Source organism: Streptomyces sp. NPDC037271, from assembly GCF_055603605.1.
The window spans coordinates 33,287-46,896 of sequence record NZ_JBVJVN010000011.1 but is presented as its reverse complement, the minus strand read 5'-3'; the positions used below and the strand labels follow the sequence as shown (position 1 = coordinate 46,896).

11 protein-coding genes and 1 pseudogene are annotated in these 13,610 nt (G+C 68.4%); 6 read left to right on the top strand and 6 right to left on the bottom strand.

The features are described 5' to 3' along the window. Positions 1–24 precede the first annotated feature (24 nt). The 6 genes and pseudogenes from gyrB to dnaA all read right to left on the bottom strand — a co-directional run bounded on the left by gyrB (position 25) and on the right by dnaA (position 9,489). Positions 25–2,085, bottom strand: a complete 2,061-nt coding sequence (gyrB, locus tag ACZ7G3_RS20050; protein ID WP_426599615.1) for a DNA topoisomerase (ATP-hydrolyzing) subunit B — start codon at positions 2,083–2,085, stop codon at positions 25–27. Between the two features lie 435 nt (positions 2,086–2,520). Beyond that, entirely contained in the window at positions 2,521–3,084 is a 564-nt protein-coding gene (locus ACZ7G3_RS20045; RefSeq protein WP_470927179.1) for a DciA family protein, read from the bottom strand. After that, entirely contained in the window at positions 3,081–4,202 is a 1,122-nt protein-coding gene (gene recF / locus ACZ7G3_RS20040; RefSeq protein WP_470927177.1) for a DNA replication/repair protein RecF, read from the bottom strand. The genes ACZ7G3_RS20045 and recF overlap by 4 nt, the downstream gene beginning before the upstream one ends. Before the next feature lie 65 nt (positions 4,203–4,267). Next, positions 4,268–5,218, bottom strand: a pseudogene (gnd, locus tag ACZ7G3_RS20035) (phosphogluconate dehydrogenase (NAD(+)-dependent, decarboxylating)); the annotation flags it as partial. A gap of 159 nt (positions 5,219–5,377) precedes the next feature. After that, the gene (dnaN, locus tag ACZ7G3_RS20030) at positions 5,378–6,508 is read right to left on the bottom strand and encodes a DNA polymerase III subunit beta (RefSeq protein ID WP_426599618.1); all 1,131 of its coding nucleotides are present in this window, start codon (positions 6,506–6,508) and stop codon (positions 5,378–5,380) included. A 1,046-nt stretch (positions 6,509–7,554) separates the two neighbouring features. Beyond that, complete coding sequence (gene dnaA / locus ACZ7G3_RS20025; RefSeq protein WP_470927175.1) at positions 7,555–9,489, bottom strand: chromosomal replication initiator protein DnaA; 1,935 nt, start codon at positions 9,487–9,489, stop codon at positions 7,555–7,557. 376 nt (positions 9,490–9,865) lie between these two features. Here dnaA and rpmH point away from each other — a divergent pair, with 376 nt between their 5' ends. From rpmH to rsmG, 6 genes are all read left to right on the top strand, one after another. Then, positions 9,866–10,003, top strand: a complete 138-nt coding sequence (gene rpmH / locus ACZ7G3_RS20020; protein ID WP_003975051.1) for a 50S ribosomal protein L34 — start codon at positions 9,866–9,868, stop codon at positions 10,001–10,003. Positions 10,004–10,024: 21 nt separating this feature from the next. Then, positions 10,025–10,396, top strand: coding sequence for a ribonuclease P protein component (gene rnpA / locus ACZ7G3_RS20015; protein WP_426521507.1), 372 nt, complete (start codon positions 10,025–10,027; stop codon positions 10,394–10,396). Beyond that, positions 10,393–10,767, top strand: coding sequence for a membrane protein insertion efficiency factor YidD (gene yidD, locus ACZ7G3_RS20010; RefSeq protein WP_426599620.1), 375 nt, complete (start codon positions 10,393–10,395; stop codon positions 10,765–10,767). Before rnpA ends, yidD begins: the two co-directional genes overlap by 4 nt. A gap of 3 nt (positions 10,768–10,770) precedes the next feature. After that, positions 10,771–12,045 carry a membrane protein insertase YidC gene (gene yidC, locus ACZ7G3_RS20005; RefSeq protein ID WP_426599621.1) on the top strand — a complete coding sequence of 425 codons (1,275 nt, stop codon included), beginning with the start codon at positions 10,771–10,773 and terminating at the stop codon, positions 12,043–12,045. Between the two features lie 15 nt (positions 12,046–12,060). Then, the gene (locus ACZ7G3_RS20000; RefSeq protein WP_426521504.1) at positions 12,061–12,573 is read left to right on the top strand and encodes a Jag family protein; all 513 of its coding nucleotides are present in this window, start codon (positions 12,061–12,063) and stop codon (positions 12,571–12,573) included. A 126-nt stretch (positions 12,574–12,699) separates the two neighbouring features. Continuing rightward, the gene (gene rsmG, locus ACZ7G3_RS19995; protein WP_426599622.1) at positions 12,700–13,419 is read left to right on the top strand and encodes a 16S rRNA (guanine(527)-N(7))-methyltransferase RsmG; all 720 of its coding nucleotides are present in this window, start codon (positions 12,700–12,702) and stop codon (positions 13,417–13,419) included. Positions 13,420–13,610 lie beyond the last annotated feature (191 nt).

Genomic DNA, 13,610 nt, shown 5'->3' with positions numbered 1-13,610 from the left:
CTGGTGCGGTCAGCTGAGACCGACTCAGATGTCGAGGAAGCGGACGTCCTTGGCGTTGCGCTGGATGAACGCGCGCCGGGCCTCGACGTCCTCGCCCATCAGCACCGAGAACAGGTCGTCGGCCTGCGCGGCGTCGTCGAGCGTGACCTGGCCGAGCACGCGGTGCTCCTGGTCCATGGTCGTGATGCGCAGCTCCTCGGCGTTCATCTCGCCGAGGCCCTTGAAGCGCTGCACGGAGTCCTCGCGGATGCGCTTGCCGGCGTTGCGGCCCATCTCGATCAGAGCGTCGCGCTCACGGTCGGAGTACGCGTACTCGAAGTCGTCCCGGCCCCACTTGATCTTGTAGAGCGGCGGGCGGGAGAGGTACACGTGCCCGGACTCGACCAGCGGCCGCATGAACCGGAACAGGAAGGTCAGCAGCAGGGTGTTGATGTGCTGGCCGTCGACGTCGGCGTCCGCCATCAGGATGATCTTGTGATAGCGGAGCTTCTCGATGTCGAAGTCCTCGTGCACGCCCGTGCCGAACGCGGAGATCATCGCCTGGATCTCCTGGTTCTGCAGGATCCGGTCGATGCGCGCCTTCTCGACGTTGAGGATCTTGCCGCGGATCGGGAGGATCGCCTGGTACTGCGGGTTCCGGCCGGACTTGGCGGAGCCGCCGGCGGAGTCGCCCTCGACGATGAAGATCTCGCACTTGGTCGGGTCGTTCGACTGGCAGTCGGACAGCTTGCCCGGCAGCGACGCCGTCTCCAGCAGCCCCTTGCGGCGGGTCAGGTCACGGGCCTTGCGGGCCGCCACGCGCGCGGTGGCCGCCTGGATGCCCTTGCGGATGATGTCCGCCGCCTCGTTCGGATTGCGGTCGAGCCAGTCGGCCAGGTGCTCGTAGACCACGCGCTGCACGAAGGTCTTGACCTCCGTGTTGCCCAGCTTGGTCTTGGTCTGGCCCTCGAACTGCGGCTCGCCCAGCTTCACCGAGATGATCGCCGTCAGGCCCTCGCGGATGTCGTCACCCGTGAGGTTGTCGTCCTTCTCGCGCAGCAGCTTCTTGTCCCGCGCGTACTTGTTGATCAGCGAGGTGAGCGCCGCGCGGAAGCCCTCCTCGTGCGTGCCGCCCTCGTGGGTGTGGATGATGTTGGCGAAGGAGTACACACCCTCGGTGTAGCCGCCGTTCCACTGCATCGCGATCTCGAGGGACAGGCTCTTGTCCTTGTCCTCGGCCTCGAGGTCGATCACGGTCGGGTGCACCAGGTCTCCCTTGCGGGAGTTGAGGTACTTCACGAAGTCGACGATGCCGCCCTCGTAGTGGTACGAGACGCTCTTGACCTCGTGCTTCTCGTCCTCGCCCGCCTCGTCCGCGCCGGCGGTGGCCTTCGCCGACTCGCGCTCGTCGGTGAGGTTGATCCGCAGGCCCTTGTTGAGGAAGGCCATCTCCTGGAAGCGCCGGGACAGCGTCTCGAAGGAGTAGTCGGTGGTCTCGAAGATGTCACCGTCGGCCCAGAAGGTGACCGACGTGCCGGTCTCCTCGGTGGCCTCGTGCCGAGCCAGCGGCGCCGTGGGAACACCCAGCTTGTAGTCCTGCGTCCAGCGGTAGCCGTCGGTCCTGACCTCCACGGCGACCCTCGTGGAGAGGGCGTTGACGACGGAGACACCCACGCCGTGCAGACCACCGGAGACCGCGTAACCGCCGCCGCCGAACTTGCCGCCCGCGTGCAGCACGGTCAGCACGACCTCGACGGCGGGCTTGCCCTCCGAGGGGACGATGCCCACCGGGATGCCACGGCCGTTGTCGACGACCCGGACACCGCCGTCGGCGAGGATCGTGACGTCGACCGTGTCCGCGTGGCCGGCCAGCGCCTCGTCGACGGAGTTGTCCACGACCTCCTGCACCAGGTGGTGCAGGCCTCGTTCACCGGTTGAGCCGATGTACATACCGGGTCGCTTGCGGACCGCGTCCAGACCCTCGAGGACGGTGATGGCACTGGCGTCGTACGAGGTGGGAGCCGCGCCGTTCGGGGTGCTCGCCGCGTCGTTCGCGCCGGTGTCGGTGGACGGGTTGTTCTCGTTGGGGTTGCCGGAATCGGCCACGAAGCGCCCTTTCTGGCACAGCACGAGCCGGGCTCGTCGGCGGGTTGCCGGAGCGGCTGCGGCATGTTGCGTTGGTAAGCCTTGATCAGCGTTGCTCAGCTAGTCCCGGACGGTCCCCACATTCGGGGCGGGATTGTCTTCCATTCTACCGGTAGCACTGACACTGATGGGGGTTTGCCGGTACCTGAGTCCGCATGTGCCGCCCTGAACCAGGCTCGTCCGACTCCCGATATATGGATGGGGGCCTCAAGAGGCTCACAACGGCACTCAGCGCTTCGAGGCGTCAACCCTTGGCTACTTGGGAGTCAGATCGCGATTCGCAACCGTGTGCGGTTCCACGACGAAGGGGGCGCCGGCGGTTCACCACAGCCACTGACGCCCGATTATGTGAGGTACATCACCCACCCCTGACGGGGTGCCAGAGCACCCCCAGGGTCACCCGTAGGTGTCTCCCGGACCCCGGCTCCCAGGGGCGCGCAACGGCCCGTAAGGCCGGCCGGGCCCGCCGGAACCACCCGGTCCCAGAACCTTGATCACCCGCACCGAACCGTGCCCGAGATCCTCGTTGAGCCGGGCCACCAGCGTCGGCGCCAGCAACCGCAGGTTCGTCGCCCACGCCGTCGAGTCGCAGCGGACGACCAGCACCCGCTCCTCCTCGTCGTACCGCTCCGGCACACAGTGCTTCGCCACGTCCTCACCGACGATCTGCGGCCACCGGCCCATCACCCCGCCCACCGCGGCCGGCGTCTCCCAGCCGCGCTCGGTGATCAGCCGGTTGATCGCCGAACCCAGTGCCATGGGATCACGGCCGTCGGCGCGCGCGCCGGAGCGCAGGCCCCCACGCCGCGCCTGCTTCTTCTGCTGCGCCGCGTCCCCACGCGCGCGTGCCGCCTCCCGCGCGGCCCTGAGTGCCACGCGCGCGAGATCCACACCCGACGGCTCCGGACTCCTGCCGCTGCCGCCGGGAGGCTTTCCGGGGGCCGGTTCGTCCGCGCTCATACGCGCTCCACCGACCCCTCCGCCACCGTGAACCGCGCCCCCGCCAGCACATGCGGTACGTCGTCGTCGACCGCGGCCGTCACCAGCACCTGCTCACCCGGCGCCACCAGCTCGGCCAGCCGCTCCCGCCGCCGCGCGTCCAGCTCGGCGAAGACGTCGTCGAGGACGAGAACGGGCTCATTGCCCTCCGCCCGCAGCAGGTCGAACGACGCCAGCCGAAGCGACAGCGCATACGACCAGGACTCGCCGTGGGAGGCATACCCCTTGGCGGGCAGCTGGCCGAGTTTGAGCAGCAGATCGTCCCGGTGCGGCCCCACCAGGGTGACGCCCCGCTCGATCTCCTGCTTGCGGGCCCCGGCGAGCGCGGCCATCAGCTGCTCGTAGAGGTCCTCACGCGTGTGCGCCTCACCGGGCGCCGACGGCTTGTACTCCAGCGTGACGGGGCCCCCGCCCGGGGCCAGCTGCTCGTACGCCTTGTCCGCCAGCGGCTGCACGGAGGCGATCAGATCCAGCCGCTGCGCGAGCAGCTCGGCACCCGCACGCGCGAGGTGCTGGTCCCATACGTCCAGCGTGGACAGGTCCATCGTGCGGCCACCGTGACGGCGGGCGAGCGCGGCCGACTTCAGCAGGGTGTTGCGCTGCTTGAGGACCCGGTCATAGTCGGAACGCACCCCGGCCATGCGCGGGGAGCGGGCGGTGATCAGCTCGTCCAGGAAGCGGCGCCGCTCACCGGGGTCACCCTTCACCAGGGCCAGATCCTCGGGCGCGAACAGCACGGTACGCACGATGCCCAGCACGTCACGCGGTCTGACCTGCGAGGACCTGTTGATACGGGCACGGTTGGCCTTGCCCGGGTTCAGCTCCAGCTCGATCAGCTGCTGCCGCTCCCCCTGCCTGACCTGGGCGCGGATCACCGCACGCTCGGCGCCCATCCGGACCAGGGGCGCATCGGAGGAGACCCGGTGGCTGCCGAGCGTGGCGAGATAGCCGACCGCCTCGACGAGATTCGTCTTGCCCTGCCCGTTCGGACCGACGAAGGCGGTGACGCCCGGGTCGAGCGGGACCTCGACCCGGGCGTACGAGCGGAAGTCGGCCAGCGACAGATGCGTGACGTGCATGGTCGTTTCGCCGACCTCCCCAGCCTTCGGGTGTTGACCCTCCGGTGTTGACCTTCGGGTGTTGCTTACTTCTTCTCGACCGCGTGGCCACCGAACTGATTGCGCAGCGCGGCGATCATCTTCATCTGCGGCGAGTCGTCCTGCCGGGACGCGAACCGCGCGAACAGCGACGCCGTGATCGCCGGCAGCGGCACCGCGTTGTCGATCGCTGCCTCCACAGTCCAGCGTCCCTCACCGGAGTCCTGCGCGTAGCCCCGCAGCTCACCGAGGTGCTCGTCCTCGTCGAGCGCGTTGACCGCCAGGTCCAGCAGCCAGGAACGGATCACCGTGCCCTCCTGCCAGGACCGGAAGACCTCGCGGACGTTCTCCACGGAGTCGACCTTCTCCAGCAGCTCCCAGCCCTCGGCGTAGGCCTGCATCATGGCGTACTCGATGCCGTTGTGGACCATCTTCGCGAAGTGGCCGGAGCCCACCTTGCCGGCGTGCACGGCGCCGAAGTCGCCCTCCGGCTTGAGGGCGTCGAAGACCGGCTGCACCCGGGCGACGTCGTCCGCGTCGCCGCCGTACATCAGCGCGTAACCGTTCTCCAGGCCCCACACGCCGCCGGAGACGCCGCAGTCGACGAAGCCTATGCCCTTGGCGGCCAGCTCCTCGGCGTGCTTCTCGTCGTCCGTCCAGCGGGAGTTCCCGCCGTCCACGACGATGTCACCGGGCTCCAGCAGCTCGCCGAGGCGGTCGACGGTGGCCTGGGTGGCCTCACCGGCCGGGACCATGACCCAGACCACGCGCGGGGCGCTGAGCTTGCCCACAAGCTCTTCCAGGCTGTGGACGTCGGCGAGGTCCGGATTGCGGTCGTATCCGACGACGGTGTGGCCCGCGCGGCGGATCCGCTCGCGCATGTTGCCGCCCATCTTGCCGAGGCCGACGAGACCGAGCTCCATCAGTTGCGTTTCCTTAGGTGTGCGAGGGGCGGGACGGCACGTCCTGACCCGACGGATGACCCGACGATGCGTGCCGCGGCACTTTCGTACCCACGTCCGAGCCTAAACCCGGACGCCCGTGCACAGCTGTGGGCGTACGCGCTCATACGTACGCCCTCACCTGCGGGTTTGCCCTCACCCTGTGGACAACCGGCGCCCCACCCGATGAGCCGAGCCGCTCAGCCGCTCAGCCGCTCAGCCGCTCAGCCGCACCGGCATGATCAGGTACTTGTAGGCCTCGTCCGCCTCGGCGTCCACCGCGGGCCTGCCGCTGAGCAGCGCCGGCTTCGTGGACGTCGTGAAGGACAGCTGCGCCACCGGAGAGTCGATCGCGCTCAGACCGTCCAGCAGGAACGTCGGGTTGAAGGCGATCGAGATGTCGTCGCCCTCCAGCTGTGCGTCCACCCTTTCCACAGCCTGTGCGTCGTCGCTGGAGCCGGCCTCCAGGATGAGCACGCCCTGCTCGAAGCTGAGCCGGACCGGGGTGTTGCGCTCGGCGACCAGGGCCACGCGCTTGACGGCCTCCACGAAGGGAGCCGTCTCGATCACGGCGACGCTGTTGAACTCCGTCGGGAACAGCGTCTTGTACTTCGGGAGGTCGCCCTCCAGCAGCCGCGTCGTCGTCCGGCGGCCCGCGCCCTCGAAACCGATCAGGCCCTCACCGGCGCCCGAGCCGGACAGCGCCAGGATCACCTGGTCGCCGCTGGTCAGCGCCTTGGCGGTGTCCTGGAGCGTCTTGGCGGGCACCAGGGCGACCGCGGAGACGTCGGGATTCTCCGGCTTCCACAGGAACTCGCGGACCGCGAAGCGGTAGCGGTCGGTGGAGGCCAGCGTCACCGAGTCGCCCTCGATCTCGATGCGCACACCGGTGAGGACGGGCAGCGTGTCGTCACGGCCGGCGGCGATGGCGACCTGCTGCACGGCCGAGGCGAACACCTCGCCGGGGACCGTGCCCGTCGCCTCCGGCATCTGCGGCAGCGCCGGGTACTCCTCCACAGGCAGGGTGTGGAGGGTGAACCGCGAGGAGCCGCAGACCACTGTTGCCCGTACACCGTCTGTGGAGATCTCGACCGGCCGGTTGGGGAGGGCGCGGGAGATGTCGGCGAGCAGGCGGCCCGAGACCAGGACCGTGCCCTCCTCCTCGATCTCCGCCTCCACCGACACCCGCGCGGAGACCTCGTAGTCGAAGCTGGACAGGCTCAGCTGCCCCTCCTCGGCCTTCAGCAGCAGGCCCGCGAGGACCGGCGCCGGCGGACGGGCCGGAAGGCTGCGAGCCGCCCAGGCCACTGCCTCCGCGAGTACGTCGCGTTCCACCCGGATCTTCACTGTTGCCGCCTCCTGCTGTTGCCGGCGCTGCTCGCTCTGCCTGGCCTTCGTCGTCTGAGTCGGTGTCGTCGGTCCCCGTGAGGGGCAGAACACCGGGGACCAGTCTGACGCACCCCACTGACAGTAGGTGCCGTTCGGGGTCAAGTCGTGACGAGGGGCGGCCGGGCTCGAGAGAGCGAGTTGTGCACAGGACCCACTTCGAAACGAATTCCGCACTCTCTCTAGTCGTTAGTAGTAGTAGGGCCTGTGGATACCGTGGATAACCTCGTTTGCCCAGGTCAGAGCAGGTTTTTTGTCCACCGCGCCTGTGGGCGGAGCCGGTGGACAACCGGGCTCGTCTGTGGAGAACAGAAAGTTCTGCACACACCGTGCACAGGGAGGGGCGACTTCTCCCCAGAGCCGTCCCCAGGTTTACCCAGGTTGCCCACAGCCCAACCAGGGCTCTCGATGTGACGCCTTTCACTCGACGCGGTGACGGGGCGCGTCAGGTTGCCGAACAGTGGACAGGCGTGTGGAGAAGCTGGGGATCGCTGGGGACAACTCGCCTCAGCCTGTGGGTTGCCCGTGGACAACTTCGTGCACAGCCTGTGGACCGTTTCACTGTCCACAGGCTGTGGACAGTGTTCGTCCACGAATCCACAGGGACCTGACCTGCCCCGATGATCTCGTAACACCCTGGCCTGTGGACAGGATCGGGACAACTTCCCAGTCCCCAAGGTGTGGACGGAAAAAAGTCACCGAATCTGTGGAGAGCGGCCGTAACCCGGCAGGAATTCGAACAGTGGAGGAGCGGGGGGCGGGTCCTGGGCGGGTCCGGCCCCTGCCGCGCCGCACCGCTGCGGACCCGCCGAGACGGTCCCGGACACGGATCGCAGGCGCGGGACGCGTGCACAGGCACGGGACGCAGGGGGGCGCCGGCAGCACAGGGCCGCAGGTACGGGCGGCAGCGGGGGCGCAGGGCCGCAAGGAACGGGCCACGGGGCACAGGGCACGGGAAAGGCGCCCCAGGGGTGTCCGGGGCGCCTCGGTGACCGGTGCGGGCGGTGTCAGCCGTTCTTGATGCGGTTGGTCAGCTCGGTGACCTGGTTGTAGATGGAGCGCCGCTCGGCCATCAGATTGCGGATCTTGCGGTCTGCGTGCATCACGGTGGTGTGGTCCCGGCCGCCGAACAACGCGCCGATCTTCGGCAGGGAGAGGTCCGTCAGCTCGCGGCACAGGTACATCGCGATCTGCCGGGCCGTCACCAGTGCGCGCCCGCGCGAGGTGCCGCACAGGTCCTCGACGGTGAGGCCGAAGTAGTCGGCGGTCGCGCCCATGATGGCCGTGGAGGTGATCTCGGGTGCCGAGTCCTCGCCGCCGGGGATCAGGTCCTTCAGGACGATCTCCGTGAGGCCCAGGTCGACCGGCTGCCGGTTGAGCGATGCGAACGCCGTGACCCGGATCAGCGCGCCCTCCAGTTCGCGGATGTTGCGCGAGATCCGGGAGGCGATGAACTCCAGTACCTCCGGCGGGGCGTTGAGCTGCTCCTGGACCGCCTTCTTGCGCAGGATCGCGATGCGCGTCTCCAGCTCGGGCGGCTGGACGTCGGTGATCAGGCCCCACTCGAAACGGTTCCGCAGCCGGTCCTCCAGCGTGACCAGCTGCTTGGGGGGCCGGTCGGAGGAGAGGACGATCTGCTTGTTCGCGTTGTGGAGCGTGTTGAAGGTGTGGAAGAACTCCTCCTGGGTCGACTCCTTGTCCGCGAGGAACTGGATGTCGTCGACGAGCAGGATGTCCATCTCGCGGTAGCGCTTGCGGAAGCTGTCGCCCTTGCCGTCGCGGATGGAGTTGATGAACTCGTTGGTGAACTCCTCCGAGCTCACGTAGCGCACGCGTGTGCCGGGGTAGAGGCTGCGGGCGTAGTGCCCGATCGCGTGCAGGAGATGGGTCTTGCCGAGGCCCGACTCCCCGTAGATGAAGAGCGGGTTGTACGCCTTCGCGGGTGCTTCGGCGACGGCGACGGCCGCCGCGTGGGCGAAGCGGTTGGAGGCGCCGATGACGAAGGTGTCGAAGAGGTACTTCGGGTTCAGTCGTGCGGTCGGTTCACCCGGGCCCGTCGCCGGCGCGGGCTGTGCGGCCAGCGGGCCGGGGGCGCCGGTGGCGGGGCCGGGGCCGACGGGGCCGCCGCGGTGGACGTGTCCGGAGCCGGACTGCGGTTCGGGCAGGTCCCGGCGGGGGCCGCGCTGGTCGTAGTCGCCGCGGGGCTGTTCGTAGTCGTTGCGTTCGTAGTCACCGCGGGAGTCACCGCGGGAGTCACCGCGGGAGTCGCCGCGGGAGTCGCCGCGCTGGGAGTCGTACGTCGGGCGGTCCGGGGACTGCGGACGGTAGTCCTGCCGGTACGCGTCCTTGGCGTACGGGTCCGGGCCGTAGGACTCCTGCGGCGGTGACGCGTAGGGGTCCCGTTCCGGGAAGCCGAGGCGCTGCTGCTGCCAGCCGTAGTCGTCCTGCTGTGCCGGGCGCGGCCAGGAGCCGGGCTCGGGGCGCTGGTACTCCTGCGGGTAGGCGGGGCGGGCGGTGGGGAGCTGTTCGGCGCGGTGGCGGCCGTATCCGTCGTAGCTCTCGTACTCGTCGCGGCCCTGGCCGCCGGGGGCGGGGAGCTCGGGCTCCTCGTAGCGGGGCTGGGGGCGGGCGGGGGCCGCCGGCGGGGTGGGGCCGGCGGGTTCGCCCGCGGTGTCGTCGACGGTGATCGCGATGCGGATGGGGCGGCCGCATTCACGGCTCAGCGTCTCGCTGACGATGGGGGCGAGGCGGCCCTCCAGTACGCCCTTCGCGAATTCGTTCGGTACGGCGAGCAGGGCGGTGTCGGCGACCAGTGCGAGGGGCTGGCAGCGTCGGATCCAGTGCTCGTCCTTCGACTCGACACCTTGCCCGCGGCCCTCCCCGAGGAGTTGCTCCAGTACGCGTGGCCACACTGCGGCAAGATCGGCAGGTACGTCAGCCACAGGGCACGCTCTCTCACGAGTCCCTCGAAGGTGTGATTCGGGGACGGGTCGGGATGAAACTCGGGTGGGGCAGGGATAAGGGAACGAATCGGAGTCCATTCACGGTAGTCAGCGCGGCCGGTAGGGTTCAAGTTGTTGTCCCCAGCCTGTGGACAAGCGTCTCCCGGTCACCGCTGGTTTGACCGAATGGCGCAGTCCCACGTACCGTAACCAAGTCGAGTTGTCGATGGCTGCTGCCGCCTGCCTCCGATGGGCACAGGTCACGTCCAAGGTGATCGAAAAGCGGTGCACTCGGGCGTAACGCGAGCTACTCGTGGGCGCACGGTGACAGCCAGGACGGCACCCCGCCAACCCCGATTCTTTCTGGAGCCCCCGAGTGAGCAAGCGCACCTTCCAGCCGAACAACCGTCGCCGCGCGAAGACCCACGGTTTCCGGCTGCGTATGCGTACCCGTGCCGGCCGCGCGATTCTCGCGACTCGCCGTAGCAAGGGTCGCGCCCGTCTGTCCGCCTGATCCCGGTCAGGTCATGACATCGTGCTGCCCACCGAGAACCGGCTGAGGCGGCGCGAGGACTTCGCGACCGCTGTACGACGAGGTCGCCGGGCCGGCCGCCCGGTCCTCGTCGTCCATCTTCGAAGCGGTGCCACGGACCCGCACGCGCCTGGGGAGAGCGCTCCCCCGACACGTGCGGGTTTCGTCGTGAGCAAGGCCGTGGGTGGTGCGGTCGTGCGCAACAAGGTGAAGCGCAGGTTTCGCCATCTGATGCGCGACCGGATCGACCTGTTGCCCCCCGGTAGCCTGGTAGTCGTACGAGCGCTACCCGGTGCGGGTGACGCAGACCATGCACAGCTGGCCCGAGACCTGGATGCCGCCCTGGAGCGGCTGCTGGGAGGGGGCGCGCGATGAAGTACCCGCTGCTGGCTCTGATCAAGCTGTACCAGTGGACGATCAGTCCGCTGCTGGGGCCGGTGTGCAAGTACTACCCGTCGTGTTCCCACTACGGCTACACGGCCATAGACCGGCACGGTGCCATCAAGGGCACGGCGCTCACCGCTTGGCGGATCCTGCGGTGCAATCCGTGGTCGCTGGGCGGCGTGGACCATGTACCGCCGCGTAAGCGTCCGCGGTGGCACGAAATGCTGCGCGGCGCCTGGCGTGCACGCAAGGGCGGGCCCTCCGCCGCCGAACCGGCCACCGAGGGACAGACTGCTCCGACGAGCCAGTCCAGTCCTCCGAGCCCGGCCGCAGAGACCCAGCCCCATGCCCAAGGAGCATGATTAGTGGACACGATTGCCAGCCTCTTCAGCTTCATCACGACACCTGTCTCCTGGGTCATCGTCCAGTTCCACAGCGTGTACGGCGCCATCTTCGGCCCTGACACCGGATGGGCCTGGGGCCTGTCCATCGTGTCCCTGGTGATTCTCATCCGTATCTGCCTGATCCCGCTCTTCGTGAAGCAGATCAAGGCGACGCGCGGGATGCAGACGCTCCAGCCGGAGATGAAGAAGATCCAGGAGCGCTACAAGAACGACAAGCAGCGCCAGTCCGAAGAGATGATGAAGCTGTACAAGGAGACGGGTACCAACCCGCTCTCCTCGTGCCTTCCCATCCTGGCGCAGTCTCCGTTCTTCTTCGCCCTGTACCACGTGCTCAACAGCATCGCGTCGAACGACACCATCGGTGTGATCGACAAGGGCCTGCTGGAGAGTGCGCAGAAGGCTCACATCTTCGGCGCGCCGCTGGCCTCGAAGTTCACGGACGGCGCGTCCGCGGTGGAGGCTCTCGGTTCCTCGCTGACGGACGTCCGGATCGTCACCGCGATCATGATCGTGCTGATGTCGGCGTCGCAGTTCTTCACCCAGCGCCAGCTGATGACCAAGAACGTCGACACGACGGTCAAGACGCCGTTCATGCAGCAGCAGAAGATGCTGATGTATGTCTTCCCGGTCATGTTCGCCGTCTTCGGCATCAACTTCCCCGTCGGTGTCCTCGTCTACTGGCTGACCACCAACGTGTGGACCATGGGCCAGCAGATGTACGTCATCCGCAACAACCCGACGCCGGGTTCCAAGGCGCAGGCCGCCTACCTGGAGCGACTGCAGAAGAGCGTCACGCAGCACGGCAAGACGCGTGGTCGTGGTGAGAAGGCCATCGTGAAGGCCATCGTCGCCAAGGGCCGGGACCGCAACGAGTTCGAGCGGAAGTTCATCAACGGTCTGAACAAGGCGGGCATGGCGGCCCAGGCCGACGGCACCGTGGTGAAGAACGACGCCGCGGTCTCCGCCCAGACCGAGGACGGCGCGACCGTGACCACTCCGGCCACTCCCAAGCGCCAGCAGCCCAAGCGGCAGAGCAAGTCTCAGCGCCAGGCCGCGAAGGTGGCCGGTGAGCCCGAGTCGAAAACGTCGCTGACCAAGTCGGACGAGCCGCAGGACGCCAAGCCTGCCGCCGGCGCCAACAAGCCGGCTCAGAAGTCCGGCGGCGGTGGCCGTAGCAAGGCCCAGTCCGGACAGCGCAAGGGCCCGCAGCGGCCCAAGTCCCCGTCGAAGAAGTAAGAAGGAGCCCATCCCGTGACGGAAGGCACCACCTCCGCCGCTGCCGAGGGTGCAGACACCCTGACTCGCCTCGAGAACGAGGGCGAGATCGCTGCGGACTACCTGGAGGGTCTGCTCGACATCGCCGACCTCGACGGCGACATCGACATGGACGTCGAGGCCGACCGTGCCTCTGTCTCGATCATCAGCGACTCGAACAGCCGTGACCTGCAGAAGCTGGTCGGCCGGGACGGTGAGGTGCTGGAGGCTCTGCAGGAGCTCACGCGCCTGGCCGTGCACCGGGAGACCGGCGACCGCAGTCGGCTGATGCTCGACATCGCGGGTTACCGGGCCGGGAAGCGGGCCGAGCTCTCCGAGCTGGGCGCCAAGGCCGCTGCCGAGGTCAGGAGCAGCGGCGAGCCGGTGCGAATGAAGCCGATGACGCCGTTCGAGCGCAAGGTCGTGCACGACGCGGTCAAGGCCGCGGGGCTGCGCAGCGAGTCCGAGGGCGAGGAGCCCGAGCGCTTCGTCGTCGTGCTTCCCGCCTGACCTGTTCTCACGTTCTCCGGCCCCGTCTGTTGCGCAGGCGGGGCCGGATTTTGTCAGCCTGATAGTTCTGGTGGTTCTTGTAGCGGCGACTGGTGCGCCGGTGCCGTACGGAAGGACGGTCCCCCTGTGACGGAGGCAGCGGAGCTTCCCCCTGTGCCTGAGCAGGCACGCGACGTGTTCGGTGATCGGTACGCGGATGCGGTCCGCTACGCGGAGCTGCTCGCCGAGGCGGGAGTGAAGCGTGGCCTGATCGGTCCACGCGAGGTTCCCCGCCTGTGGGAGCGCCATCTGCTGAACTGCGCGGTGCTCTCGGAGGTTGTGCCCGAGGGTGTGACGGTGTGCGATGTCGGCTCGGGTGCGGGCCTGCCAGGAATCCCGCTGGCGCTCGTCCGCGAAGACCTGAAGATCACGCTCTTGGAGCCGCTGCTGCGGCGTACCAACTTTCTGACCGAGGTCGTGGAGTTGCTGGGTCTCGACCATGTCACGGTCGTGCGTGGCCGGGCCGAGGAGGTCATGGGCAAGATGCCGCCGGTGCATGTGGTGACGGCTCGTGCCGTCGCCCCGCTGGACCGTCTTGCCACATGGGGGGTTCCGCTGCTGCGGCCGTACGGCGAGATGCTCGCTCTCAAGGGCGACACGGCCGAGGACGAGCTGAAGGCCGCGGCCTCGGCGCTGAGCAAGCTGGGTGCGGTGGAGACGTCCATCCTGCATGTCGGTGAGGGCGTCGTGAACCCCATGTCCACCGTGGTGCGGGTCGAGGTCGGGGAAAGCCCGGGAGGCGTGCGTTTTGCCGCCAAGCGGGCCAAGGCAGCCCGGACGGGGCGGACGCGTCGGCGTCGCGGATAGCCGCGCGGGTAGCCGCAATGGGCGTGGGCGGCGCTGTTCTGTTCTGATGGGCCCTGAAGGTCGGCAGTACTCCACACAAGCTGCCGAACCTTCGCGCGCCGGAGTGTCGCGACAGTTCGGCTTCGGCTGCTGTGCATCGTGTTTCACGTGAAACGTCGCTCACTGCTGCACGGCATCATCAGTCGCGGCCG

Bases quoted from the DNA above. Each gene is read 5' to 3' on its own strand.
- recF (WP_470927177.1), bottom strand. From the start codon at position 4,202: ATGCACGTCACGCATCTGTCGCTGGCCGACTTCCGCTCGTACGCCCGG.
- yidD (WP_426599620.1), top strand. From the start codon at position 10,393: ATGAAGTACCCGCTGCTGGCTCTGATCAAGCTGTACCAGTGGACGATC.
- ACZ7G3_RS20045 (WP_470927179.1), bottom strand. From the start codon at position 3,084: ATGAGCGCGGACGAACCGGCCCCCGGAAAGCCTCCCGGCGGCAGCGGC.